The sequence below is a fragment of the Maridesulfovibrio sp. genome, from assembly GCF_963676065.1.
Taxonomy (GTDB): Bacteria; Desulfobacterota; Desulfovibrionia; order Desulfovibrionales; family Desulfovibrionaceae; genus Maridesulfovibrio.
Genome location: NZ_OY780933.1, coordinates 2,386,198 through 2,411,619 on the forward strand (window position 1 = coordinate 2,386,198; position 25,422 = coordinate 2,411,619).

Genomic DNA, 25,422 nt, shown 5'->3' on the forward strand with positions numbered 1-25,422 from the left:
AGATAATCCCAGTGTCAAAAAACCTTTACATCACTGCCACTGAAGAGAAGAGCGGTAAATCTGCAATAGCTCTGGGCGTGATGCAACTGTTGCTGAGAGACCTGCAGCATGTCGCCATCTTTCGCCCCATCATCAACGATAACCAGACAGGCTCACGTGATCACGATATCAATCTGATCATGGAATATTTCAATCTGGATATCAATTATGAAGACACCTATGCTTATACTCTGAAGGAAGCAAGGGAACTGATCAACAGCGGCAAACATTCACTGCTGCTTGAGAACATTCTCAATAAGTACAGCTTGCTTGAAGAAAAGTATGATTTCGTGCTTTGCGAAGGAACCGACTTTCAGGGTAAAGATCAGAACTTTGAGTTCGATATCAACGCTGAAATTGCCGCTAACCTCAGCTGTCCCGTTCTTCTTGTTGCCAACGGAAGAGGCAAAACAGCTGACGACATCATTGCATCCACACAGCTGGTAATTGATGCACTCGAAGACAAGGGTGTAGATACCGTTGCCGCGATCATCAACAGACTGACCGCTACTGACGAAGAGAAGAAAGAAATCCTCTCCAGTCTCACCTGCAACACAAGGTGTACCCAGGAACTTCTCGTTTACGGTATCGATGAAAATGAATCTCTGGGCAATCCCAGCATGAACGATGTCCGCAAATGGCTGAACGGTTCTGTCTTATATGGTCATGGAAGACTTGATACCCTCGTTGATGACTATGTCATCGCAGCGATGCGTATCGGCAACTTCCTTGAGTACATTGAAGACGGCAGCCTGATTATTACTCCCGGTGACCGCTCCGATATCATCCTGAGCTCACTTGCATCCCGTCTTTCAAGCTCTTTCCCGGATATTTCCGGTATCCTGCTTACCGGCGGACTTCAGCCCAGCGCAAGCGTACATCGTCTGATCGAAGGTTGGACCGGTGTTCCTACTCCTATTCTTTCCGTCTCCACCAACACTTACCGTACCACCCAGCTGCTGAGCGAACTGTACGGAAGAATTGATCCCGACGATCAGCGCAAGACAGCTTCCGCTCTGGGAACATTTGAAGCAAACGTTAAAGCTGACGAACTCAGACATCGTCTCGTTTCCAGAAAGTCCGACAAAGTTACTCCCAAAATGTTCGAGTACAAACTGGTCCAGAAGGCTAAAGCCAACAAGCAGACTATCGTTCTGCCTGAAGGTACCGGTGAAAGAGTACTGCGCGCAGCAGATATCTTAACTCGTCGCGGCGTTGCAGATATCGTTCTGCTCGGTAAGGCTGACGAAGTGGCTGGTAAGATTTCCCAGCTTGGTCTTGAAATGAGCAATGTGCGAATTCTCGATCCCGAGTCCGCACCTCAGTTCGACGATTATTGCGAAACATATTTCAAGCTTCGTGAGCACAAGGGAATCCGTATGTCAGACGCCCGTGACCGCATGCTTGATCCTACCTACTTCGCATCCATGATGGTCCATAAGGGTGATGCAGACGGAATGGTTTCCGGTTCTGTTACCACTACTGCCCAGACCATCCGTCCCGCTTTCGAGTTTATCAAAACAAAGCCCGACGCTTCCATCGTATCCAGTGTCTTCCTGATGTGTCTCAAAGACAAAGTACTGGTTTTCGGTGACTGCGCAGTTAACCCGAACCCCAATGCAGAACAGCTGGCCGAGATCGCACTGAACTCCGCTCAGACTGCAAAGATCTTCGGTGTTGAACCCCGTGTGGCTCTGATGTCTTACTCCACCGGTCAGTCCGGTAAGGGCGCCGATGTCGAGAAGGTTAAAGAAGCAGTTAAAATAGCCAAGGAACGTAATCCTGAGCTTAAGCTCGAAGGCCCCCTGCAGTACGATGCTGCAATTGATCCTTCTGTAGCAAAAACCAAGCTTCCTGACAGTGAAGTTGCCGGACAGGCTACTGTATTTATTTTCCCCGACCTGAACACAGGTAACAACACCTACAAGGCTGTACAGCGCTCCGCAGAGCAGTCCGTGGCAATCGGCCCCGTTCTTCAGGGTCTGAATAAACCCGTAAACGACCTTTCAAGAGGTTGTACTGTTCCGGATATCGTTAACACTGTTGCAATCACTGCAGTTCAGGCAGCAGCCGAAAAAGGACTTATTTAATGAAAGTATTAGTAATTAACGCTGGTAGCTCCTCTATCAAATACCAGCTTCTGGACATGGCTTCCGGTAACGATCTCGCTTCCGGTATTGTAGAACGTATCGGTGAAGCGATGGGCAGCATCTCTTACAAGACCACTGAGAAATATACCGCAGAACAGCCTTTCCCCACACATCGCGAAGGTATGGTTGAAGTCATCAACCTGCTTACCGATGACGAGAAGGGTGTTGTTAAAGACAAAGCCGAAATCGCAGCTATCGGTCATCGTATCGTTCATGGCGGCGAGCTCTTCTTCAAACCTGTTGAAGTCGATGAAAAAGTTCTGCAGGGCATCAGGGACTGCATCCCTCTCGCACCTCTGCACAACCCCGGTCACGTTATCGGCATTGAAACCGCTATGGAACTGTTCCCCGGCGTAAGACAGGTTGTCGTATTCGACACTTCTTTTCACCAGACCATGGAACCCAAAGCATACATGTACGGTGTTCCTTACGAATATTATGAAAAATGGGGCCTCAGAAGATACGGCGCTCACGGAACTTCTCATAAATACGTTGCCCGTGAAACAGCTAAACTTCTGGGCAAACCTCTTGAAGAGTCCAACATCATCACCGTTCACCTCGGCAATGGAGCTTCCATTTCCGCAGTCAAGAACGGTAAATGTTACGATACTTCCATGGGTTTGACCCCTCTCGGCGGCATCATCATGGGTACCCGTTGCGGTGATATCGACCCCGCTATTGTGGGCTTCATTGCTGAAAGAACCAAGCAGAGTGCAGCTGAAGTTGTAGCGACCCTTACTAACGAAAGCGGTCTGAAAGGTATCTGCGGTTCCAACGACCTGCGTGATATCCACGCCCGTATCGAAGAAGGCGACGAAAAAGCTAAGCTGGCTCTTGATATGGCCTGCCACCGTGTTCGCCAGTTTATAGGTGCTTACGCATTTGAACTGGGCCGGGTAGATGCTATCGTATTTACCGCTGGTATCGGTGAAAATGATGAAGTTTATCGTGCTAACTGCCTCTCCGGCCTCGAAAACTTCGGCATCACCATCAATAAAGAAAAGAACGAAAACTGGGATAGAACTCCCTCTTTCATCAGTGAAGATGACGGCGAAGTTAAAGTTGCCATCATCGCAACAAATGAAGAGCTTGAAATAGCAAATGATACCGTAGCAGTTCTCGGACTGTAAAAAGTATATATAGAAAAACCGGGATGAAGTTTTGGAAGGCTTCATCCCGGTTAAAAATGGACAGGCCTCTTTTAGAAGAATTGCCTGAAGGAAACGGTCCGTAACAGCCTTGAAGGAAGGGCTGGATCGCCAGTCTTGTGGAAGGGATACGGCGACATTACGGAAATATTAACGGAAGATGTAATTATAACATCGTCCATCGTATTTGGGGGAAAAATGACAGCTAAATCTGAAAGTGTAAAGCTTTTTACCGATAAAGCTGAGCTTGCATCCGCTGTAGTTACAGAGATTTCTTCTCTGGATGAAGCTTATAAGTACACAATGGATCTCTGCGGAAAAAAAGAAGCCTGTAAATTGCTCGTATCCGGTTGTGAGCAGAATCTTTCAAACGAAGCTGAAAAGCTTTGTGCAACGAAAACCGGTAAAACTCTTGCAGCTCCCGCGCTTACAAAGAAAGAATTTGCAACGCTGGATAAGCAGTGTGAAGAAAACGGATTTTCTCTGATCAAAGACAGCGTTCGTAATCATCTCGGCGGCATTGATATTGCTTTTTCTTATGCTGACCGCGGCATTGCCGAGACCGGAACTATTGTACTCAACTGTCCCAGTGAAGAATTGAGATTGGCCACCATGGTCAGTGAATTTCATGTGGCTGTTCTGCCCAAGTCCAAGATTGTGGCAAACTCTTATGATCTCGAATCATGGATGGAAGGCAATATGATGAAAGGCAACTACACAGCATTCATCACCGGACCCAGCCGTACAGCTGACATCGAGCGCGTTCTTGCAATCGGTGTACACGGTCCCCTTGAACTTCATATTCTTCTTTTGGAGGACTAATCATGCAGGACGCAAAAAATCTTAAAGAGTACAGAAAAGATATAAGAGAATCTCTCGATAATGATTTTCTGAGAACAGCAATGGACAAATTTGCTGTTGCTTACCGCGGCAGTCGCGCCAATGCTTTCAAAGACATGGACGAAAAAGCTCTGATCCAGGAAATTGCTGATGCCAAAGATGCTTCAGCTGCCAGATTTGACGAACTTTACGCCCAGTTTAAGGAAGAGGCTGAAAAACGTGGTGCTGTTGTTCATCTTGCTAAGGATGCGAAAGAAGCCAATGAAATTATTGGTCGTATCGCTGTAGAAGAGAACTGCAAGACCATCGTAAAATCCAAGTCTATGACCGCTGAAGAAACTCTGCTTAACCATCATCTTGAAGATGATCTGAACCTCAAAGTGGTTGAAACCGACCTCGGTGAGTGGATCATCCAGATGCGCCATGAAGGCCCCAGCCACATGGTTATGCCGGCGATCCATCTTTCCCGCCATCAGGTTAGCGACCTTTTTTCAGAAGTAACAGGCCAGAAACAGGATGATGACATCCAGAAGCTTGTTAAGGTCGCACGGCGTGAACTTCGTCAGCAATTTGTCCAAGCCGATATGGGTATTTCCGGCGGTAACTTTGCTATCGCTGAAACCGGTTCCATCGGTCTTGTTACCAACGAAGGTAACGCCCGACTGGTTACCACACTGCCCAGAGTTCATGTAGCTCTCATGGGTCTTGATAAACTGACCCCCAAACTGCATGACGCTCTGCGCGTTCTGAAAGCACTGCCCCGTAATGCTACCGGGCAGGCAATCACCTCTTATGTTACCTGGGTCACCGGGTCCAACGAGTGTGCTGCGGCTGAGGATGACAGGAAGAAAGTGCACTTCGTGTTTTTGGACAATGGAAGACGCGCTCTCGCTAAGGACCCGGTGTTCTCTCAGGTTCATCGCTGCGTACGTTGCGGTGCCTGTGCTAACGTTTGTCCTGTCTATCGTATGGTCGGCGGCCACAAAATGGGCCATATTTATATCGGGGCTATCGGCCTCATCCTTACCTACTTTTATCACGGTACTGAAAAGGCCAAAAACCTTGTTCAAAACTGCATTAACTGTGGAGCATGTAAGGAAGTTTGCGCAGGTGGAATCGACCTGCCCGGTCTGATTAAAGATATTCAGGCCCGCATTCTGGAGGAAGAAGGACATCCCATGTACTCTTCCTTCCTGGCAAAAATGATGAAGAACAGAAAACTCTTCCACAAGTTCCTGCGCATCGCTAAGACCGCCCAGAAACCTGTGAAGGCCAAAGACGGCTTCATGCGTCATCTGCCCATGATTTTTGTTCCCGATCATGATTTCCGCGCACTGCCTACTGTTGCTGAAGTTCCTTTCCGCGATATGTGGGCCAAGGTTCAGCCTGCTAAGGTTGCTAACCCTAAACACAAAGTTGCTATCTTCTCCGGCTGCGTACAGGATTTTGTTTATCCTGAACAATCCGTTGCCACTGTTGAAAGCATGCGCGGCAAGGATGTTAATCTCGAATTCCCCATGGATCAGTCCTGTTGTGGCCTGCCCCTGCAGATGATGGGTGAAGTCACTGCTGCGAGAGATGTTGCCATCCAGAATATGGAAGCTTTTGAAGGTTCTGATTGTGAATACATCGTGACCATGTGTGCTTCCTGTGCATCTCACCTGAAACATAACTATGTGAAGATGCTTGGCAAAGATCCTCAGTACGCTGTTCGTGTACAGGAATTTGCAGACAAGGTAATCGATTACAGCTCTTTTATGAACGATGTCCTCAAAGTGGAAGAAAGTGATTTTCTTGATTCCAAAGGTGATTCTGTCACCTATCATGCTCCTTGCCACCTCTGCCGTGGACTGGGTGTTAAATCCGCTCCCCGTGAACTGATGGCAAAAGCAGGACTTGATTACAAGGAAAGTGCTGAAGAAGAAGTATGTTGCGGTTTTGGCGGAACTTACTCTGTTAAGTTTCCCAAGATTTCCGAGCAGCTGCTTGAAAAGAAAATTAACAATGCGAAAGAAAGCGGCGCGAATGTACTGCTTACCGACTGCCCCGGATGTGTAATGCAGATTCGTGGTGGTGCCAAGAAGCAGGGTGCTGATCTTGAAGTAAAGCACATTGCTGAATACATGGCAGAACGCAGAAAATAATATAACACACGCTCACTGTCCGTGACTATGTTTGCCGGTCACGGACAGTGGTTTAAGCTGCGGCATGTAATATGCCTCCAAATCCGGAACCTTCACCTCGCAACTGAAAACACCGGTTACAGGCCGCACACTTAAGGCTTTTCCATTCGCTCGCCCGATGGAAAAGCCTTTTTTTTGAGCACGATATATTAACTTTTATTGTTTTATTGCCGATGGGTGTGTATTGTGTCTATGAATAAATTTTGGTTTCTTTTGGCTGCACCTTAGAATTTTAATTGTTTTTTATGTCAGGTTTTAGAATTGGGAGAGTGGTATGTTGAAAAATTTATCTATCGGTGGGCGTTTTGTTCTGCTGCTGGCGTCAATGCTTTTATTCTTGATAATCTGCGGGGGTATGTTTCTGTATGAGATCAGTGCTGTTGTGGATTCGGGTATCAGCGAAGTCGAGACAGGCATGGTTCAGGGGCATAAGGACAAGATTAAGGTCGCAACCCGTGCCGCAGCCGATATGCTGGGTGCACACATCAAAGATCTTGATGATGAAGCGGAAAAGGTAAATTTTGCACGCAAGGTTGTTGATAACTACCGCTTTGAAAAAGATAAATCCGGATACTTTTTTATTTACCGGGGCACCAGGGTTATTACCGTCCCGACAAAGAAGTCTTTGCAGGGTAAGGATTTAAGCGGGGCAAAGGATAAGAACGGTGTTTATTTTGTCAAAGAGCTCTCGAAGGTTGCTCATGATGGCGGCGGTTTCGTAGAGTATGTATTTGATAAGCCCGGTATGGGGCTGCAGCCTAAGCTGGCATACGCAACCATGATTCCGGGTAGTGATATGTGGATCGGAACCGGTGTTTATATTGATAACGTTGAAGCTGAGAAAACCCGCATCAATAAAGAGATGGGCGATGAAGTTAAAGCTGATACGATTAAAATTGTTATGGTTCTGATAGCGTTGCTGCTGTTTATTATTACTCCGTTATGTATTGTTATTGTCCGGTCGATTGTACGACCTGTTCAGGAAGCTACTGCCGCGGCTGCTCGAGTTGCGGAAGGCGATCTGACTATCACTCTTAAGCCCGCCGGCAAAAATGAGATTTCTGTTCTGCAGCGGGCTATTAATACCATGACAAAAACACTTGATGAAAATCTGACGGATATTAAAAGTAAAGAAGCCGAATCCGCGAAACAGGCTCGTGTGGCCGAGAATGCGGCCAAGGAAGCCAATGAAGCTCGTCACGAAGCTGAAGGGGCCAAACGGGAAGGTATGCTGGCAGCTGCCACAAAGCTTGAAAGTGTTCTCAATAACATCGTTAAAATTTCGCGGGAAGTTGAAAGTTCCACTAATGAAATCATGAACGGCAGTGAATTCCAGAAGCAGCGTATAGCCGAAACCGCCACAGCCATGGAAGAAATGAATGCAACTGTTCTGGAAGTCGCACGCAATGCAACAGAAACCAACGAAGACACCGAACTGACCAGAGATAAGGCCAGTGAGGGACAGAGCGTTGTTCAGGGAACCATCGAATCCATGGTCAGTATCCAAAACCAGACCAATGAGCTGGAAAAACTCATGGCTGACCTTAACGCCCAATCCATTGAGATAGGTAACGTAATGAGCGTTATCAATGATATTGCTGACCAGACAAATCTACTGGCTTTGAACGCAGCGATCGAGGCTGCTCGTGCCGGTGAGGCTGGCAGGGGATTCGCCGTCGTTGCAGATGAGGTCCGCAAGCTCGCTGAAAAAACCATCGGCGCTACCGATGAAGTCGATAAAAGCATCTCATCTATTCAGGTTCTGGCTTCAAAGAATATTGAAGGTATGCGTACTGCTGTGGAAGCCATTGGGGGAGCCACTGACCACTCCAGGGCTTCCGGTGATGTCTTAAGCGAGATTGTGTCTCTGGCCTCCAACGCAGCCGGGCAGGTGCAGTCCATTGCCACAGCAGCTGAGGAGCAGTCTGCCACTTCTGATGAAATCAACCGCAGTATCTCTGAAATAGATACCATGACTGAAGATAACGCCCGCAACAGCATGCGTGCGGCCGAGGCTGCATCCGACCTTTCCCGTGAAGTCGATGAGTTGGTGGCATTAGTGGAAGAACTCAGAAGTTAAGTGGATTTTGACTTGTAGAGCATGTAAAAATAGGCTCTAATACAATAACAAGATATTGAATCCATTGTCGTATTTTCATATGCACTTAAGGAACGGAGGGAAAATGATCAAACATATCGTAATCTGGAATTTGAAAGAGGAAGCTGCCGGTGGTACAGCAGCGGAAAACGGAGCTAAAATTAAAGAAATGATTGAAGCTTTGAATGGCAAGATCGCCGAACTTAAGCATGTTGAAGTTAGTGTGGATATCTTTGAAGCCACTCAGGAGTGGGGCGTGGTTCTCTATTCTGAGTTTGACAGCAAGGAAGATCTTCATACTTATGCTGTGCATCCCCTGCATCAGGAGTGCGTCGCTTTTATCAAGGAAGTGGTGACTTCCAGAGATGCGATCGATTATGTGATTTAATATCTTATCTGGATATAATTCTCATTGGGCCGGAAACTTTTGTTTCCGGCCTTTTTTTATACTGGTCCATTTGGGTAATGATGCTTATATTATATTTAAAGACTGTTTGTAATGGGTAAAAGCAATTGTGAGTGTCGGTCAGGTAAATTAATTAACCTGATTTTATCTAAATGTTTTGAGATTTTTAATTTAAAATTGTATAATTTTAGTAAGGCTGAGTTCTGTATCTTAAATCCGATAAATACAGGGGGAGGACTATGTTGAAGAATTTATCGATAGGCGCGAGATTCTTTTTGCTGCTTTCGTTAATGGTGCTTTTCCTGATTGTTACCGGTATTTTTTTCATGGGTGCAATCCGTGAAATTACTGCGCACGGAGTAAGTTCTACCGAAAAGATTATGCTTCAGGATCAGAAGGATAAGATTTTTGTGGCGACCAGAAGCATGGCATTATCACTTGGTAAGGAAATAGCACATATTACCGACCCTGCCGAACGTCTGGAATTTATTCGCGAGGCACTTGATCCGGTGCGGTTCGAAAAGGATAATTCCGGATATTTTTTCGTTTACAAGGGCACAGTGAATATGGTTATGCCGCCCAAGAAGTCCCTACAAGGTAAGGATCTCAGCGGTCTTAAGGATCAGAACGGGCTGCTGGTAATATCTGAGCTAAGTAAGGTTGCCCATTCCGGCGGCGGTTATGTGAAGTATTTTTTTGAAAAGCCCGGTGCCGGAGTGCAGCCTAAGATCAGCTATTCGATGATGATCCCCGGAACTGATATGTGGATCGGTACCGGCGTTTACATCGATAATATTGATAAGGAAGCAGGAATTATGGGTGGCGCAATGCGTGATAACGCAAACGCCTTTACCATGAAGATCGTCATCGGGGCCGGAGTGGTGCTGCTGTTTCTGGTTCTGCCTCTCTCAATTTATCTGATCCGCTCCATTGTACGGCCGCTTGTGGAATCAACCGAAGCCGCTACTGAAGTTGCTCAGGGGAATCTTGATGTTTCCCTGACCCCTGAAGGACGTAATGAAATAGCTACGTTACAGACCGCTTTGAATACCATGGTGGGGACTCTCTCGGCCAACCTTGAAAGTATTAAGGTGAAGGAAGCTGAAGCACAGGAGCAGGCTCGCATAGCTCATGAAGCAGCCTCTGAAGCCCGTGAAGCACAGACGAGGGCGGAAGGAGCAAAGAAGGAAGGTATGCTCACTGCTGCCAACCGCTTGCAAGAAGTCGTCGACCGTGTATCCAGTATAACGAATGAGGTCTCCAGCAACGCTGAGGAAATTCAGCGCGGAAGTGAATTCCAGAAGCAGCGTGTAGCCGAAACAGCTACCGCCATGGAAGAAATGAATGTGACCGTCCTTGAGGTAGCGAAGAATGCTACTGAGACTAACGAAAGTTCTGCCCAGTCTATGGAAAAGGCCAGTGAAGGCGCAAAGGTTGTGCAGGATGTTATTGCTGCTATGGGTAATATTCAGGAACGTACTGCGCAGCTGAAGGAATCCATGCAGCATCTGGATACGCAGGCCGTGGATATAGGTAATGTTCTGGGCGTAATTAACGATATTGCGGACCAGACTAATTTACTGGCCCTGAATGCGGCTATTGAAGCTGCGCGTGCCGGAGATGCCGGGCGCGGTTTTGCCGTCGTCGCTGACGAGGTTCGCAAGCTTGCGGAAAAGACTATCGGAGCCACTGAAGAAGTAGAGCAGAGTATCAGCTCTATCCAGAAGCTGGCCCGTGAAAATGTTAAGGGAATGGATTCCACGGTAGCTGCCGTTGAAAGTGCTACGGAGCTTTCGAGGTCCTCAGGTGAAATGCTGGACGAGATTGTCGAACTGGCCGGAAGTTCTGCCGATCAGGTGCGTTCGATCGCAACCGCAGCGGAAGAGCAGTCCGCCACCTCGGATGAGATTAACCGTAGTGTCGGTGAAATTGATTCCATGACAGAAGAGAATGCCCATAACAGCCAACTGGCTACCGAGGGAACTCGTTCACTTTCAGCTGAAGTTCATGAACTCCTTAACCTGATTGAAGAATTGCGTAGCGAAGAGTAATGTTTAGTGCAGGGTTAGAAGGTGCTGCTCTTGCATATTGTTATATGGAGGCGTCATGGAAACCGAATTAATTGTAACTGTTGAAGAGTTCCTGCGTGATAAAAAAGGTGTCTCCGCTGAGAAAATGAGGGATTCTCTTAAAGAGAGTTCAGCTAATCTTAAGGAGATAATGGATACTCTTGACGAATCAATTGAAGAAGGAGAATTCGAGGAGGTTGTTTCCGGGGCCAATTCGCTTAAGGAAAGTCTCATTAATCTGGGGCTGGAAGAGCTAAGCATGGTTGCCGGCAATATAGAAACAGCTGCATCAAGCACCTCTCCGCTGTACTTGAATTGTTATTACATGCGCCTGCGGCGAGAGTTGCTCCCGTTGCTTAACTACACTGACTAAAAAAAATCCCGGAACTCAGGTTCCGGGATTTTTTATTATGTGTTCAGGAATCTTACTGTTCTGCTTTCAGACCAGAGTTGTTTTTCCATCGGGATATCCGCAAACCCTACATGGCCTCCATGCTTGGGTATTTGCAAGGATAGAACCGGACTATTTTCCGCTTCATGGACCGGGTAGCATTCCGGGGGGAGGAATGGGTCGTCCTGCGCATTTAGGATAAGGGAAGGAATCCTGATATTCTTCAGGAACTGATTGCAGGATGATTTGCGGTAATAGTCGGATGCGTTTTCAAAGCCGTTGACGGGCGCGGTGTATGAATTGTCAAAGTCGATTATATTTTTAATGGCGGGCAGTCTGTCGAGCGGATATAAATCAGGATATTGTTTATTTTTCATTTTTATTTTCTGCTTCAATGATCGCAAAAAATAACGGCTGTAAATAAAGTTTGATTTTTCACACAGTTTTACAGCCGATGATTCAAGGTCGCAGGGGACGGAAATGCCGATGGCTCTTCTTACCTTGCTCGGAACCTTGTCCGGATTTTCTCCAAGATATTTGAGTACATGATTTCCGCCCATGCTGAAACCGATAAGGGCGGCGTTGTCGTAAATTCCATGATCAAGTCCGTATTCGAGAACGGTATGCAGATCCCGGGTATCTCCGCTGTGGTACATACCGGGTGTTTTATTCATGTCGTGGCTGCATCCGCGAAAATTGTAGGTAATGCAATCCCAGCCGGCCAGCACAAGAGCACGGGCCATGCCCAGGATGTAAGGTCTGCGGGAATTGCCTTCCAGACCGTGGGCAATGACTGCAAGGCGTGAACTGCTAGCCAGATGCCAGTCTATATCAAGAAAATCGCCGTCAGGAGTTTCTATTCTTCTTTTTACAACAGGAGGGAGGCTTACTTTCCGGAAAATACGGGGAAAAATAGTCTGAATATGACCTGATTTGAGAGGAAATTTAGGCTTAAAGGGAGGGGGTTGCAATAACGGCATTTGGTAAAAATATCCATCCTTTAGCTTGCTTAATTGAAGCCGGCTTATTGTTATGGTAAAACTGAAATTGGGCTCAGAATATACCGTTGGGGGGCCACTGTCAAAAAGGTTATCACACGAAAAAATAATATTTTTTCACAGATATGCAAGGTGTTAATACAAAAGTATTTTCAGGCCTATTAAAATAAGTACTGTTCCACCAATTTTTTCTGCAATGTGGCTGTAGCGGGAAGCCTTTGCAAAAGATCTTCCCAGCCATAGTCCGAAGGATGTCAGTAGCAGAGCCGTGATTCCTATCATGATGCAGGGAAAAAGAATCTGGAAATCCATTATGGAAAAAGACAGGCCGACCGCCAATGCATCAAGGCTGGTGGCTACAGAAAGGAAAACAAGTGAAAAACCCTTTGTGGGGTCCTTGTATGGGTCGCAGGAATCATCAGTCTCGAATGATTCCTTAATCATTTTGCCACCCACAAATACCAGCAGGATAAACGAAATCCACGGCGCATAGGTTTCGACCATGCTCTTAACGGTTAGTCCTGCCAGCCAGCCTGCGAAGGGCATTAAAGCCTGAAAGAGACCGAAGTGGAAGGATAACCGGAAGTTTTGTCGTTTACTCACTTCCGGCATGCAGAGCCCGCAAGCCACAGCTATGGTAAAGGCGTCCATGGCAAGTGCTACGGAGATGATTAATATTTCATAAAAAGGCATATAATTATCCGTTTTTTATGATTTATGTTCTGGTATTTCTTTGCTCCGCATCTGCCGTCAGCAGGCCGGGACATGAAACTATGATGCGCCTTACTCAACAACAGCTTCAGCCTGATTGCGGTATTTGCGGTAAATTTTGAAACCAAGCAAAGTTGAAATTACGAAAAGAACTACCGCCATAACCATGCGCAGGGAGGAGGATACTTCCACGCCGCTGCCGAACAGGGCGAAGACCATATTCTGGGGCAGGTAGCCGATTGTCGAGCCCATTATAAAGGGAAGAGCCGGAATGCTGGTCACGCCGGCCAGTATGTTTGTTATTACGTTGCTGCCCAGCGGGAAAAAGCGAATGGTCAGAGCCATATTAAAAGGGCTGCGGCTCAGAAAATCATCCACTTTCTGGATACGTGCGCCGAATCTTTTTTTAATGAAAGAGCGGCCCACCAGACGTGAATAAATAAACGCACCGGCGCAGCCAAGTCCAGTTCCGACAGTTCCGAGCAGTGTTCCGAGGCCGAAACCGTAAGCATAGCCGCCCATAAAACATATCACCTGCCGGGGAAATCCCACCGCCGAAAAGAATGCCGAAAGCCCCACATAGGTAAGTACTCCGGCCAGACCGCGAGATCGCACATGTTCATCCATCCAGTGGGTATCAAGCGCATCCGCCAATCCTGCATAGCGGATCAGGTAAACCGAAATTCCCATCACTGCCAGCATGGCCAGCCCTTTGATCAGGGCCTTTGCACTTACTTTTGATTCACTACTGACTGCGCTCATTTATTCGTCGCCGCTACGTTCTTTTATGTTGTATGAAAAGTGTCGTCCTAAAAGCCAGCGAACACCAAGCAGATCGTAGCCACCGGCAATCGCTCTATCGAGAGTTCCGTATTTTGATTCGCCTTCATGACGGGGACGGTGGTTCACTTTCATTTCTGCCACAGTGGCTCCCTGCATTTTCATAAGCGTAGGTAGAAAACGGTGCATTCCGTTAAAGCGGGGGATGGCCCGGACCATTTCAGTATCCATGATTTTCAGGGAACATCCGGTATCGCGCACAGTCTCGCTGGTCATTTTGTTACGAATGGCGTTGGCGATTTTGGATGCAATGCGTTTAATCCAGACGTCTTTGCGTTTCTGACGCCATCCGATGGCCATGGTATGCCCTTCATTATATAAATTGAGCATGGCCGGCAGATCGGCGGGGTCGTTTTGCAGGTCGGCGTCCATTGTGGCGACTCGCGGCGCACGGGCTTCATCAAATCCGGCGCAGAACGCAGCGGACTGTCCCCTGTTCTCCGCAAAGGAAATATACCGGGCTTTAGGGTAAGTTGAGGAAATATCTTTGAGCACGGCAAGGCTGTTGTCTTTGCTGCCGTCATCTACAAATATGATTTCATATGGAATATTGATGGGTTCGAGAGCCGCATCAATCTCCTGCATTAGTTTGTGTAAATTATCCTGTTCGTTGTATACAGGAATTACAAGGGAAAGTTCGTATTGGTTTGTCATATCGAGAAATGAGATAAGAAAATTTAAATAATTTGTAAATAGCTGTTGACACGAAGCGGCACCGTCTGTAGAACCTCTTTCACAGTGACGCGGGGTGGAGCAGTTTGGTAGCTCGTCGGGCTCATAACCCGAAGGTCGTAGGTTCAAATCCTGCCCCCGCAACCATCATGCTTCATATGAAGGCTCAACCTAAAGGTTGGGCCTTTTTTTATTGCCTTTTATCCACTTTTTATGCCTTTTTTGCATGTCTTTTCTCGAAATATCGTTTCATATTTGAAATGAGAGTTTTCCGAGTATGGAAAACTGAATTAATCTTTGTTCAATTCCTGAAAAACTGCAAATTTTTAGTGCATCCTGTCCGCAAAAGAAATGTCTCATAGATAAAAAAGGATCAAAATATATTTCTTACGGGAAATATTGGAGAAAAAGTTTTTTCGCAAATGAAAAAAATTAAGCCTTTATAAAAAAAATTAAATAGAAGTGAAAAAAAAGGCGTTCATTTATCGACAATGTTTATCGATTGATTTAAAGTCGCAGTCACATAAGGAAACCAGAACCAGAGGTGATTATTACTATGAAAAAATTGATTAATGATGTGGAAAACGTGGTTAAGGAACAACTCGAAGGCGTGGCTCTTGCCCACCCCGAGCTTAAAGTTAACTTTGATCCTTTCTATGTAGTGCGTAGCGATGCTCCCGTGAAAGGAAAAGTTGCCATTATTTCCGGTGGCGGTTCCGGTCATGAACCCATGCATGGCGGCTTTGTCGGTAAAGGTATGCTCGACGGAGCCTGCCCCGGTGAAGTCTTTACTTCTCCCACTCCTGACCAGATGTATGAATGCGCCAAGGCCGTAGACAGCGGAGAAGGCGTTCTTTTTATGGTGAAAAACTATACTGGTGACGTAATGAATTTTGAAGCCGCTGCCGAGCTGGTTGCGGGAGAAGGTGTCAAAGTTCAGAATATTTTGATTGATGATGACGTAGCTGTTAAGGACAGTCTTTACACTGCCGGACGCCGCGGAGTTGGAACCACAGTTCTCGCTGAAAAGATTGTCGGCGCTGCTGCCGAAGCCGGTTACGACCTTGAAAAATGCTCCGATCTCTGCCGTAAAGTTAATCAGTATGGCCGTTCTTTCGGTGTTGCTCTGACTTCCTGCACCGTTCCTGCTGCGGGCAAGCCTACTTTTGAGCTTGGTGAAGACGAAGTTGAAATGGGTATCGGTATCCACGGCGAACCCGGTATTGAGCGTATGCCTCTTAAATCTGTTGATGAAATGACCCAGTACGCCGCCGAGCAGATCATTGATGACCCCGCGTACACCCGTACCGTCCGCGAATGGAACGGCTCCGAATGGGAAGATAAAAAACTCACGGACGAGCCTTTTGCCAAAGGTGATAACGTTATCGCGTTTGTTAACAGCATGGGCGGAACCCCGGTCTCCGAGCTTTACGCTGTTTACAAAAAGCTTGATGAAGTCTGCAAAGACAAGGGCATTAAAATTGTCCGTAACCTGATAGGACCCTACATCACCTCTCTGGAAATGCAGGGTTTCTCCATCACCCTGCTTAAGGTTGATGATGAGATGCTTAAGTTCTGGGATGCTCCGGCGCAGACTCCCGGTTTTGTCCGCTAGACTTAACTTCTGTAAAAAATAAGTTTAAAATGCGCAGGCGCGGAAGCTTCCTTTCGCGTCTGCTTTCACTTTTTCTAGCGATAATCATAAGGGCTGGCGCTGTTGTACGTATATGCCCGCTGCAATTTTAAACCTGACCCAGTTTTAGATGGCGTCACCTTTCGGAGAAGAAATATGTCTATGAATAAAGCCCAGCTTATTGCCTGGTTTGGCAGATTGAACGAAGTTTATGCCGATAAGAAAGAATACCTTACTGAACTCGATGCCGCTATCGGCGATGCTGACCACGGAATCAACATGAACCGCGGTTTCGGCAAAGTTATGGAAAAGTTACCCACCGTGGAATCTAAAGACATAGGCACCATCCTCAAAACTGTGGGCATGACCCTCATGTCCAGTGTCGGCGGTGCCAGCGGCCCCCTTTACGGAACTTTCTGGATGAAGGGCGGTATGATTCTGGGCGGCAAGGAAGAATTGAGTTCTGATGATTTTGCGAAACTCATAGAAGCAGGAGTGGAAGGAATTCTTCAGCGTGGCAGGCCGGATCTCGGCGATAAGACCATGTATGATCTCTGGGCACCTGTCCTCGAAGTGGTTAAAGATAAGGCCGCAAGCGGTGATGATGTCCTTGCTATTGTGGAAGCCGCACTCCCCGTTGGTGAAAAAGCCCTTGCCGATACTATCCCCCTGCAGGCCAAGAAAGGCCGCGCCAGCTATCTGGGTGAGCGTTCCATCGGTCATCAGGACCCCGGCGCAACTTCCTCTTTTTACATGCTGGAAACACTGAAAGAAGTTTTATCTTAAAATATGAAGCCTCCGGCGGCTGGGGAGGGGAAACCTTTGCAGAAGTTTTTCCTTCCCCAGACCCCATCTTTTTCAAAACCTTTTATTAGGTTTTCGACGCTGGAGGCAGGAATCTGTGAAGATTTTTTTTACGGGTGATTTTGCGTAATTATGGGCGAAGCCCTCTTAAAAGTTTTTGAAGAGTCCAGAAAAACTTTTTCCAGAAAGTTTCTCTGGCCCTCGGAGAGCCGCCGGAGGCACTTAAATATGGTTGGATTAGTAATTGTTTCGCACAGCCAGACGCTGGCGCAGGGTGTTTTGGAACTGGCTGAGCAGATGACCCGTGGTTCCGTGGTTATGGAAGCGGCCGGCGGAATTGACGATCCCGACAATCCCATCGGTACCGATCCCATGAAAGTCATGATGGCCATTGAGTCCGTTGCAGCGCAGTCCGAAGACGGTGTGCTGATTATCATGGATCTTGGAAGCGCGTTGATGAGCGCTGAAACAGCACTCGACTTCCTGCCCGACGAGGTGAAGGAAAAAGTACTGCTTTGTTCCGCTCCCATAGTGGAAGGGACCATGGCGGCAGCTGTACAGGCTTCTGTGGGGGCTTCTTTGAAAGAGGTGAGTGCCGAGGCCGGCGCTGCTCTTAATGTAAAGATTGAGCAACTGGCACCGATTACCGGGGAGTCTGTTGCACCGGCAGTTGCTGTTGAATTGGAAGAATCTGAAGGCGAAGAAATCAGCGTAGAACTCTTGGTTCTTAACAAAATGGGTCTTCATGCCCGTCCAGCCGCGAACCTTGTTGCCGAGGCCGGTAAATTTCAATCAGCTATACGAATTCATAAAGACGGCAAAAGCGCTTCTGCTAAAAGCATCAACCAGGTGGCTCTTCTGTCAGTTAAGAATGGTGAAACCATCACCGTTATCTCTACCGGTCCTGATTCCTCGCAGGCGATTGAAGCAATTATAGCATTGCATGCTGATAATTTCGGTGAACGTGAAGAAGATGTGGTCGAAGCAATTAAGGTTGTCCCGTCTTGTCAGGTCGGCGGAGAAGGATTTGTCACCGGTGCTCCTGCATCCTCCGGTTACGCGGTCGGCCCGGTTTATGCCCATCTTGCAAGTCTGCCGGAGGTGGAGAAATCCTCGGTCTCTGATATAGAGAACGAAATTAAACGGCTCGATCAGGCAATTGATCGCGCTATTGCGGATCTTCATGATTTGCAGCGTGATACAGAGAAAACCGCGGGCAAAGCAAATGCCGCCATTTTCGAGGTGCACGGACTTATCCTCGCTGATAAGGATATGCGCGACAAAGCTGCATCAATTATTTCTGACGAAAAGGTTAATGCCGATTTTGCATGGTTGCAGGTTATTAATAACATGGCCGAGCAATACCGTGAATTGAGTGACGAGTATATGCAGGCTCGCGCTGCTGATATTATGGATTGCGGTGGGCGAGTGCTGAGAGTTCTGACCGGAGCGGAAGAACAGGGAATCACACTTGAACGTGATTCAATTATCGTAGCTCACGATCTTACTCCTTCCGATGTCGCCGGTATGGACCCGGAAAGGGTTCTCGGTATTGTTACTGAAATAGGCGGGGCTACTTCCCATGCCGCTATTCTCTCCCGCTCCATGGGGATTCCGGCTGTAATCGGCACTGGTGATTGTTTTCAGCAGATCGCTAATGGACAGATTATCGCTTTGGACGGTTTTGCCGGTACGGTCTGGACTGCTCCGGATCGGACAAAGCTGGATGAAATTTCCGTTAAGCGTGATAAATGGGTGACCGAACGCGAACAAGCCAAGGCTAAAGGCGCCGCACCAGCTAAGACCGTAGACGGAACAGAAATAATGGTAATGGGTAATATCGGTACCCCCGCTGATGCCCCCCGTGTACTGGAATACGGTGCTGAAGGAGTGGGGCTGTTCCGGACCGAATTCCTTTTTCAGGATCGTGATCAGGAACCGGATGAACAGGAGCAGTTTAAAGCTTACACTGAAGCTGCCAAGGCCATGAAAGGTAATCCGGTCATCATCCGTACGCTCGATATCGGCGGTGATAAGCCCGTAAAATATCTTGATACTCCGGTCGAGGAAAATCCTTTTCTCGGTGAACGCGGAGTCCGTTTCTGCATGGCCCGGCCGGAACTTTTTCGCACTCAGTTGCGTGCTTTGCTGCGTGCCGCCAGCGAGGAAAATATCTTGATCATGTTCCCAATGATTTCCGGGGTTGAAGAACTTGAAGGTGTGCTGGCGTTTCAGGAAGAGGTCCGCCAAGGGCTTTTATCTGAAGGCGTTAAAGTTGCTGATAAGATTAAGACCGGAATTATGATCGAAGTTCCTTCCGCTGTTGCCGAGGCTGAAAAGCTCGGAAAAATTTGCGATTTCTTCAGCATCGGTACCAACGACCTGACTCAGTATGTAATGGCTGCGGACCGTGGTAATAAATCAGTGGCCAAAATCTGCGACAGCCTTAATCCTGCTGTTTTGCGCATGGTCAAAATGACCTGTGAAGCTGCTGCTGCTAATAAAATCGAAGTCGGCATGTGCGGTGAACTGGCCGGTAATCCAAGTGCCTCCGCGCTGCTGCTGGGTCTCGGACTGGACGAACTTAGCATGAGCGGTCCTTCCATACCCGAGGTAAAGGAGGCCATTCGCGCAGTATCTATGGAAGATTGTCGCGCTTTGGCTGAAAAGGCATTGGCTGTTAAATCCGGAGACGAGGTTCGTGAATTGTTGAAATAGACTTCTTAAATTATAGATAAAAAATACCCCCGGACGATCATTGCGCTATGCAGATTGTCCGGGGGTATTTTATTTTATGTTAATGATGGAGTCTCTATTTATCCTGCTTCCAGTTCGGTTTTTTCATGGAGTTGATTAACAGCGGCAGGCCCACAAAAACCACCATGCCAGCTGCAACAAGGGCAACATACAGGGCCGGGTTGCCTACTTTTAAATTTGTGGGCGGGAAGAATCCGACAACTAAAGCAAAGCTTACGCCAATCAGACCGAGTCCCGCTACTGTGCACAGGCCGACAAGGCCGCCGGGTACTTTGTATGTTCTGGGCAGGTCGGGCCGGGTATAGCGCAGTTTTATGGCCGAAGCGTACATCAATATGTACATGACCAGATAGAGGGTTACGGTCATGGCTGAAATCATGAAGAAAGCCACGCTTACGTTATCCATAATGAAGTAAAGGCCCGCGAGCAGGCTTACAATTACGGCCTGAACCATGAGGATATTTATGGGCATACCGTTCTTGTTGGTTTTAGCAAGAATGGGCGGTAGTTCGCCCTGTGCTGCGGTATGGAGAAGTCCCCGGCTGGGACCACTGATCCATGACATAACTCCGCCGATGGCCCCGAAGGCAACGAGAAGTCCTATCACCGGAGTCATGAAACTGAGGTTGAATTTTGCGAGCAGCATTTCGAAAGCCTGCATTAGCCCTGCGGTCAAACTAATTTCGCTGGCTGGAATTACAGCTGCAACGGAAAGTGAACCAAGAGTGAAGAGCAGGAAAATTATTGCTGCTGCCAGAAACATTGATTCCGGAAATTGTTTACCAGGATCTTCCAGCTCATTTGCATGCACTGCATGGACCTCCACCCCGGCGAAAAGAAGTATGATACCGGCGAGAAAAGCGACACTACCCAGCCCGGTTATGCTGGGGAATAATCTGGCGTGAGGCAGCTCTCCGGCTGCTTTTTCCGCAATCTCGACCGCGGCTGGAACCTGCATGAATTCCAGCGGATTACCCATATTTACCCACAGCAACCCAAGTATGATGACCAGCAGCCCCGGAAGCATTGTTCCCAGCAGGACTCCGTATTTGGTTACCTTGCTGACCATATCTGTCCCGGCGAGGGTGATGAAAGTTGCGCCCCAGTAAGCGATTAGAATAACCGAACCGGTGTATATGCCGCTGTTAGCCAAAGCGGGGTCCATGAAGAGATAGGCCAGAGCCCCGGCCCCGAAGCCCAGCACTGTCGGGTACCAGACAACGTTTTGAATCCACTGTAGCCAGATTGCCGTAAAACCCCATCTGGACCCGAAAGCTGCTTTAACCCACGTGTAAACTCCGCCGGATTCCTTGGAAAAAGCCCCGCCTAGTTCTGCGGCTACCAGTGATGCAGGGATAAGGAAGATCAGAGTGGAAAAGAGGATATAAAAGATCATGGAAAGACCTTCCCGTGCCATCATGGGCAGGCCACGCAAGCTGCATACCGCAGCAACGGTCATCATTGATAGGGTGAAAACCGAAAGCTTTTTTTTCACGGAATTTGACATAGGCTTCTTTCCTTATCCTGTCTTGGTGGGGCAGGCATTATAAAAGTTAATAACACTTTAAAAAAGTAAAGGACCGGTAGGAAAATTTCAACCGAATAGAAGAGTATCCTATGCTAATTCCGTTAATTTTTAAATACTAATTGCTTTTTGGGCCAGATTCCATGCAACCGCCCACATAGTTAGACATACCGCACTGTCCAGTACCCGCCATGTGAAAGGTTTTTTAAATAATGGAGCGAGTGCCCGGCCTCCGAACCCAAGGGTATAAAACCAGACAAAGGATGCGGAGATGGCTCCCAGCCCGAAAACATAGCGTTCCATGCCTTCATACTGTCCGCTCAGCGAACCTAGCATGACAACCGTATCAAGATATACATGAGGATTGAGCAGTGTGATGGTCAGAGTCAGCAGAATAACCGGCTTTAATTCGGTTACGGTAGTTTTTTCTGTTTCAAGTTTTTCACTTTTAAATGCTGACCGGAACGATCCGAATCCATACCATGCAAGAAAAAGAGTTCCGCCCCATGCCGCAGGCTTCAGCAGCATAGGATTGGAGGCTATAAGCTGACCGGTTCCTAAGACGCCTAAGCTGATCAAGAATGCGTCACACAGCGCGCAGACCAGGCAAATACTGAGATGATGATTCTTTTTGATACTTTGTGTTAGCACAAAAGCGTTTTGTGCCCCGATAGCGATAATTAATCCTGCCCCGGTTCCAAATCCCTGAATATATGGAATAATAGATGACATGTTTTCCTCCTTGTTGTTTCTCAGGAACCTAGGGCGTTAGTTAAAATAAGTAAAATTAAATATTTTCATTTGTCATAAGTTTAACTTATACTAAGCTCATGTTCGATAATATCTTTTTGGAAGCATTGGCAGCGGTGGTGGAGGAAGGCAGTTTCGATAAGGCTGCATTAAAACTTAATATTTCACAGTCCGCAGTATCTCAGCGCATACGCAGTTTTGAAGAGCAACTCGGAAGAGTTCTTGTGGTACGCAAAACACCACCAGAACCAACTGAAGACGGACGCAAGTTAATAAAGCATTTGCACACCATAAAATTACTGGAGCATGAGCTTAAGGATTCCATGGGGCTTAATCCGAAGGGAGAATTTGTTACGCTTCCCGTGGGAGTTAATGCGGATAGCCTTGCTTATTGGTTCCTAGATGCACTTGAACCCTTTTTAAAAAAACATAAAGTGCTGCTCGATATTTATGTGGACGATGAAAATCAGACTCATGAAATGCTCCGCCGCGGTGAGGTGGTCGGCTGCATAAGTACCGGATCGAAGCCGGTTAAAGGGTGCCGCTGTGATTATCTGGCCACTTTTGATTATCTGTGCCTGAGTTCGCCGGAATATAATGATAGATGGTTCCGTGATGGTTTTAATGCCGATGCTGTCGCCTTGGCCCCTGCAGCTGTTTTTAACCGCAAAGACGAAACCCAGTCCCGAATGCTGGAGAAAGTTTTTCCCGGAGAGATCGTTAGGCATCCGATTTTTTATGTCCCTTCAACGGAATCTTTTGCAGATGTGCTTTGTCGGGGCTTGGCTTATGGCATGGTTCCAGAATTTCAGGCTCAACCGGAACTTGATTCCGGTCGTTTGATAGAGGTTGTAGAAGAGGGCAGAGTGCCTGTTTCGCTTTATTGGCATTCATGGAATGTCGAAACAAAATTACTCGATTTGATGCGCAGAGAGCTTGTTGATTTTTTTACAAAAAAATAGAAATAGATTTTATCATAGGAAAAAGTGGTCTGTTTTGATTTATTTTATTTTTTAAGTTGACATCCCTTGGGTGTAGCTGTAGTTCTTCTCTTCTCAGTGACGCGGGGTGGAGCAGTTTGGTAGCTCGTCGGGCTCATAACCCGAAGGTCGTAGGTTCAAATCCTGCCCCCGCAACCACCGAATTTTTCGGTCATGGCGGAAATTAAGGTGCGAAAGGCTAAAACTTTTAAGTGTGTGTCTTTTGTCTGAGTGTCGGAAGCTGGTGTTCAAAACCGATTTAACTTCCGATAATATTTGAAATAATTCGCATTAAGTCGTTCTTTTGATTGACAGCGGATACCGGAGCATGTAGACATGCTCTTACATTGACGCGGGGTGGAGCAGTTTGGTAGCTCGTCGGGCTCATAACCCGAAGGTCGTAGGTTCAAATCCTGCCCCCGCAACCATTATGATTCATCAAAAGCCCAACCTTAAAGGTTGGGCTTTTTTTTGTCCTTGTTCCGCCTATCTTATCTGGGTCACGCTGAAAAAGGGGCTCAAGCCCGGATAGACCATATTTCCAGCCGCGTTTTTATTCCTCGTCTACCCACACAAAACAGATTTTGTTACCTTCCCGTTTCCTTATCTCTTCATATTTACCATATTTTTTTCACTATTCAGGTTGCTTATGATATCTGCGTTAAAATTAATGTTAGTAATTCAGTGTGTTAGAGTAAGTTCTTGAGATTTTGGGATAAAACAAAAAAGTTTCAAATTAATTTATTTTGACACTAAACACAGCTGAAAAACTGTGTTAAGGGGTAGGTATCTGTCTATGACAAGTTGAGCACTGTGGTTATGGTGTTTTCAACAGTACGTATTGATTTTATTACTGTTTTTCAATTTGTAATGCGGGAAGGTAAGTTATGGTTACTGAAAGTGAACTTCGCGAAATTGAGAATGGTTTAGCTGATATTATTGATGAGGGAACTTCTGCTTCAGCTTTGGCAAAGCAGGTTGAACGCTTTAAAAACGGTTTTCCTCCCACTCGTCTTGAGCGGGCCTGTACTTTGAATGATGGCATTTACCGGATACAAGCTGATGATAAGGATGAATTGCTGGGTTGTTTTGAAGAGGCCGCTAACGAAGGTCGTTTCAGCCGTTTTGTGCCGGCTTCCGGTGCTGCAACACGAATGTTCAAGCATCTTCTGGCAAAACTGAATGGCGAAGAGCTTGCCGAAAATGAACAGGAGATGGTTCAGACTTTCATGGATTTGCTCCCGGTCTTTCCTTTTTACGAAGACCTGAAAAATGCCATGCAGAAAGGTGGGGCAAATCTGGAAGATGCTTTTGCAAACCAGGATTACAATCTCATTCTGGAATATCTGCTTACTGAAACGGGCCTTAACTACGCTTCGTTGCCTAAGGGGCTAATTCCGTTTCATAATTATGCTGATGGATACCGTACTCCCTTTGCAGAGCATATTGCCGAGTCTGAAGCGCATATCAAAGATCGTCGGGGCATGGTAAAGTTGCATTTTACTGTCTCTCCGGAACATGAACAGAATATTCGAGAACATGTTGAAGAAGTTCTCGCGCAGTTTCCTGACAGCCGTTTTGATATTGAATTTTCTCAGCAGAGCAAAAGTTCCGATACTGTCGCAGTGGATATGAATAACGAGGTCTTTCGTACCGGTTCAGGTAAAATTCTGTTCAGGCCTGCCGGTCACGGTGCTTTGTTGGACAATCTGCACAAGCTGCGCGGTGATCTGGTTTTCGTGAAAAACATTGATAATGTAGTTCCTGACACCGCAAAGGATACTACTCTCGAATACAAAAAACTGCTCGGGGGACTGCTGGTCAAGATTCAAGAGCAGGTCTTTGAATGTCTCAACATGCTCGAAAATCATAATTGCAGTGAGTTTGAAGTAGCCGCAGTCTCTATATTTGCAATCTCCCATTTGTCCATACATTTGCCGGATGATTTCGGACAGATGAGCCTTGAGGAGAAGATCAGCCTGTTGAGGGTCAGGTTATCCAAGCCGATTCGAGTTTGCGGAATGGTAAAGAACGAGGGCGAACCCGGAGGTGGACCTTTCTGGGTTAAAGGTCCGGGCGGTTCTGTTACTCCTCAGATAGTAGAAAAGAGTCAGGTTGATATGAATGACGTCGATCAGGTTGATATTGTGAAGTCAGCCACCCATTTCAACCCTGTCGATCTTGTTTGCGGAATGAGGAACCACCGGGGCGAGTGGTATGCGCTCAAAAATTTTACTGATCCTGATACCGGATTCATTTCCGTAAAATCCCGGAACGGTCGTAAGCTTAAAGCTATGGAGCTCCCGGGCTTGTGGAATGGATCTATGGCCGACTGGATTACTTTTTTTGTGGAAGTACCGCTAAGTACTTTTTCGCCAGTGAAAACAGTAAATGACCTTTTGAAGGAAGAGCATCGTTACTAATAAAT

At 47.0% G+C, this 25,422-nt stretch carries 19 protein-coding genes and 3 tRNA genes; 16 read left to right on the forward strand and 6 right to left on the reverse strand.

The annotated features are described in order from the left end of the window. Positions 1–11: 11 nt before the first annotated feature. The 8 genes from pta to ACKU35_RS10590 all read left to right on the forward strand — a co-directional run bounded on the left by pta (position 12) and on the right by ACKU35_RS10590 (position 11,306). Complete coding sequence (gene pta, locus ACKU35_RS10555; protein WP_319759185.1) at positions 12–2,129, forward strand: phosphate acetyltransferase; 2,118 nt, start codon at positions 12–14, stop codon at positions 2,127–2,129. Further along, positions 2,129–3,319, forward strand: coding sequence for an acetate kinase (locus ACKU35_RS10560; RefSeq protein WP_319759186.1), 1,191 nt, complete (start codon positions 2,129–2,131; stop codon positions 3,317–3,319). The genes pta and ACKU35_RS10560 overlap by 1 nt, the downstream gene beginning before the upstream one ends. A 216-nt stretch (positions 3,320–3,535) precedes the next feature. Continuing rightward, complete coding sequence (locus tag ACKU35_RS10565) at positions 3,536–4,159, forward strand: lactate utilization protein (RefSeq protein WP_319759187.1); 624 nt, start codon at positions 3,536–3,538, stop codon at positions 4,157–4,159. 2 nt (positions 4,160–4,161) lie between these two features. After that, positions 4,162–6,321: an L-lactate dehydrogenase (quinone) large subunit LdhH gene (gene ldhH, locus ACKU35_RS10570; RefSeq protein ID WP_319759188.1), complete on the forward strand. Its 2,160-nt coding sequence runs from the start codon at positions 4,162–4,164 to the stop codon at positions 6,319–6,321. Between the two features lie 313 nt (positions 6,322–6,634). Then, complete coding sequence (locus tag ACKU35_RS10575; RefSeq protein WP_319759189.1) at positions 6,635–8,440, forward strand: methyl-accepting chemotaxis protein; 1,806 nt, start codon at positions 6,635–6,637, stop codon at positions 8,438–8,440. Positions 8,441–8,543: 103 nt separating this feature from the next. Then, entirely contained in the window at positions 8,544–8,846 is a 303-nt protein-coding gene (locus tag ACKU35_RS10580) for a Dabb family protein (protein WP_319759190.1), read from the forward strand. Positions 8,847–9,103: 257 nt separating this feature from the next. After that, positions 9,104–10,915 (forward strand): methyl-accepting chemotaxis protein, encoded by a 1,812-nt coding sequence (locus ACKU35_RS10585; RefSeq protein ID WP_319759191.1) that lies wholly within the window; start codon positions 9,104–9,106, stop codon positions 10,913–10,915. Between the two features lie 55 nt (positions 10,916–10,970). Next, positions 10,971–11,306 carry a phosphotransferase gene (locus ACKU35_RS10590; protein WP_319759192.1) on the forward strand — a complete coding sequence of 112 codons (336 nt, stop codon included), beginning with the start codon at positions 10,971–10,973 and terminating at the stop codon, positions 11,304–11,306. A gap of 35 nt (positions 11,307–11,341) precedes the next feature. On the opposite strand, the gene ACKU35_RS10595 is transcribed toward ACKU35_RS10590, so the two are convergent. From ACKU35_RS10595 to ACKU35_RS10610, 4 genes are all read right to left on the reverse strand, one after another. After that, positions 11,342–12,304: an alpha/beta fold hydrolase gene (locus ACKU35_RS10595; RefSeq protein WP_319759193.1), complete on the reverse strand. Its 963-nt coding sequence runs from the start codon at positions 12,302–12,304 to the stop codon at positions 11,342–11,344. Between the two features lie 153 nt (positions 12,305–12,457). Further along, a complete protein-coding gene (locus ACKU35_RS10600) occupies positions 12,458–13,015 on the reverse strand; it encodes a manganese efflux pump MntP family protein (protein ID WP_319759194.1) in 558 nt (185 codons plus the stop codon). 90 nt (positions 13,016–13,105) lie between these two features. Next, positions 13,106–13,795, reverse strand: coding sequence for a VTT domain-containing protein (locus ACKU35_RS10605; RefSeq protein ID WP_319759195.1), 690 nt, complete (start codon positions 13,793–13,795; stop codon positions 13,106–13,108). Further along, positions 13,796–14,527 (reverse strand): glycosyltransferase family 2 protein, encoded by a 732-nt coding sequence (locus tag ACKU35_RS10610; RefSeq protein WP_319759196.1) that lies wholly within the window; start codon positions 14,525–14,527, stop codon positions 13,796–13,798. An 88-nt stretch (positions 14,528–14,615) separates the two neighbouring features. Between ACKU35_RS10610 and ACKU35_RS10615 the strand changes: the two genes are divergently transcribed. From ACKU35_RS10615 to ptsP, 4 genes are all read left to right on the forward strand, one after another. Beyond that, positions 14,616–14,692, forward strand: a tRNA-Met gene (locus tag ACKU35_RS10615). Between the two features lie 409 nt (positions 14,693–15,101). Then, complete coding sequence (gene dhaK / locus ACKU35_RS10620) at positions 15,102–16,160, forward strand: dihydroxyacetone kinase subunit DhaK (protein WP_319759197.1); 1,059 nt, start codon at positions 15,102–15,104, stop codon at positions 16,158–16,160. A gap of 174 nt (positions 16,161–16,334) precedes the next feature. After that, positions 16,335–16,964, forward strand: a complete 630-nt coding sequence (dhaL, locus tag ACKU35_RS10625) for a dihydroxyacetone kinase subunit DhaL (RefSeq protein WP_319759198.1) — start codon at positions 16,335–16,337, stop codon at positions 16,962–16,964. A 246-nt stretch (positions 16,965–17,210) separates the two neighbouring features. Beyond that, the gene (ptsP, locus tag ACKU35_RS10630) at positions 17,211–19,700 is read left to right on the forward strand and encodes a phosphoenolpyruvate--protein phosphotransferase (RefSeq protein WP_319759199.1); all 2,490 of its coding nucleotides are present in this window, start codon (positions 17,211–17,213) and stop codon (positions 19,698–19,700) included. Between the two features lie 94 nt (positions 19,701–19,794). Here ptsP and ACKU35_RS10635 read toward each other — a convergent pair whose 3' ends face one another. Together ACKU35_RS10635 and ACKU35_RS10640 are read right to left on the reverse strand one after the other, a co-directional pair. Next, entirely contained in the window at positions 19,795–21,246 is a 1,452-nt protein-coding gene (locus tag ACKU35_RS10635; protein WP_319759200.1) for an amino acid permease, read from the reverse strand. Between the two features lie 129 nt (positions 21,247–21,375). Continuing rightward, positions 21,376–21,996 (reverse strand): LysE/ArgO family amino acid transporter, encoded by a 621-nt coding sequence (locus ACKU35_RS10640; protein ID WP_319759201.1) that lies wholly within the window; start codon positions 21,994–21,996, stop codon positions 21,376–21,378. A 98-nt stretch (positions 21,997–22,094) separates the two neighbouring features. Here ACKU35_RS10640 and ACKU35_RS10645 point away from each other — a divergent pair, with 98 nt between their 5' ends. The 4 genes from ACKU35_RS10645 to ACKU35_RS10660 all read left to right on the forward strand — a co-directional run bounded on the left by ACKU35_RS10645 (position 22,095) and on the right by ACKU35_RS10660 (position 25,417). Further along, positions 22,095–22,976 carry a LysR family transcriptional regulator ArgP gene (locus ACKU35_RS10645; protein WP_319759202.1) on the forward strand — a complete coding sequence of 294 codons (882 nt, stop codon included), beginning with the start codon at positions 22,095–22,097 and terminating at the stop codon, positions 22,974–22,976. 100 nt (positions 22,977–23,076) lie between these two features. Then, positions 23,077–23,153: transfer RNA gene (locus ACKU35_RS10650), tRNA-Met, on the forward strand. A 192-nt stretch (positions 23,154–23,345) separates the two neighbouring features. Next, a tRNA-Met gene (locus ACKU35_RS10655) sits at positions 23,346–23,422 on the forward strand. Positions 23,423–23,881: 459 nt separating this feature from the next. Beyond that, complete coding sequence (locus ACKU35_RS10660) at positions 23,882–25,417, forward strand: DUF4301 family protein (RefSeq protein WP_319759203.1); 1,536 nt, start codon at positions 23,882–23,884, stop codon at positions 25,415–25,417. Positions 25,418–25,422: the final 5 nt, after the last annotated feature.

Bases quoted from the DNA above. Each gene is read 5' to 3' on its own strand.
- ACKU35_RS10580 (WP_319759190.1), top strand. From the start codon at position 8,544: ATGATCAAACATATCGTAATCTGGAATTTGAAAGAGGAAGCTGCCGGT.
- ACKU35_RS10600 (WP_319759194.1), bottom strand. From the start codon at position 13,015: ATGCCTTTTTATGAAATATTAATCATCTCCGTAGCACTTGCCATGGAC.
- ACKU35_RS10575 (WP_319759189.1), top strand. From the start codon at position 6,635: ATGTTGAAAAATTTATCTATCGGTGGGCGTTTTGTTCTGCTGCTGGCG.
- ACKU35_RS10645 (WP_319759202.1), top strand. From the start codon at position 22,095: ATGTTCGATAATATCTTTTTGGAAGCATTGGCAGCGGTGGTGGAGGAA.
- ACKU35_RS10610 (WP_319759196.1), bottom strand. From the start codon at position 14,527: ATGACAAACCAATACGAACTTTCCCTTGTAATTCCTGTATACAACGAA.
- dhaL (WP_319759198.1), top strand. From the start codon at position 16,335: ATGTCTATGAATAAAGCCCAGCTTATTGCCTGGTTTGGCAGATTGAAC.
- ACKU35_RS10640 (WP_319759201.1), bottom strand. From the start codon at position 21,996: ATGTCATCTATTATTCCATATATTCAGGGATTTGGAACCGGGGCAGGA.
- ldhH (WP_319759188.1), top strand. From the start codon at position 4,162: ATGCAGGACGCAAAAAATCTTAAAGAGTACAGAAAAGATATAAGAGAA.
- ACKU35_RS10590 (WP_319759192.1), top strand. From the start codon at position 10,971: ATGGAAACCGAATTAATTGTAACTGTTGAAGAGTTCCTGCGTGATAAA.
- ACKU35_RS10660 (WP_319759203.1), top strand. From the start codon at position 23,882: ATGGTTACTGAAAGTGAACTTCGCGAAATTGAGAATGGTTTAGCTGAT.
- ACKU35_RS10595 (WP_319759193.1), bottom strand. From the start codon at position 12,304: ATGCCGTTATTGCAACCCCCTCCCTTTAAGCCTAAATTTCCTCTCAAA.
- ACKU35_RS10585 (WP_319759191.1), top strand. From the start codon at position 9,104: ATGTTGAAGAATTTATCGATAGGCGCGAGATTCTTTTTGCTGCTTTCG.
- dhaK (WP_319759197.1), top strand. From the start codon at position 15,102: ATGAAAAAATTGATTAATGATGTGGAAAACGTGGTTAAGGAACAACTC.
- ACKU35_RS10560 (WP_319759186.1), top strand. From the start codon at position 2,129: ATGAAAGTATTAGTAATTAACGCTGGTAGCTCCTCTATCAAATACCAG.
- ACKU35_RS10565 (WP_319759187.1), top strand. From the start codon at position 3,536: ATGACAGCTAAATCTGAAAGTGTAAAGCTTTTTACCGATAAAGCTGAG.
- ACKU35_RS10635 (WP_319759200.1), bottom strand. From the start codon at position 21,246: ATGTCAAATTCCGTGAAAAAAAAGCTTTCGGTTTTCACCCTATCAATG.
- ACKU35_RS10605 (WP_319759195.1), bottom strand. From the start codon at position 13,795: ATGAGCGCAGTCAGTAGTGAATCAAAAGTAAGTGCAAAGGCCCTGATC.
- ptsP (WP_319759199.1), top strand. From the start codon at position 17,211: ATGGTTGGATTAGTAATTGTTTCGCACAGCCAGACGCTGGCGCAGGGT.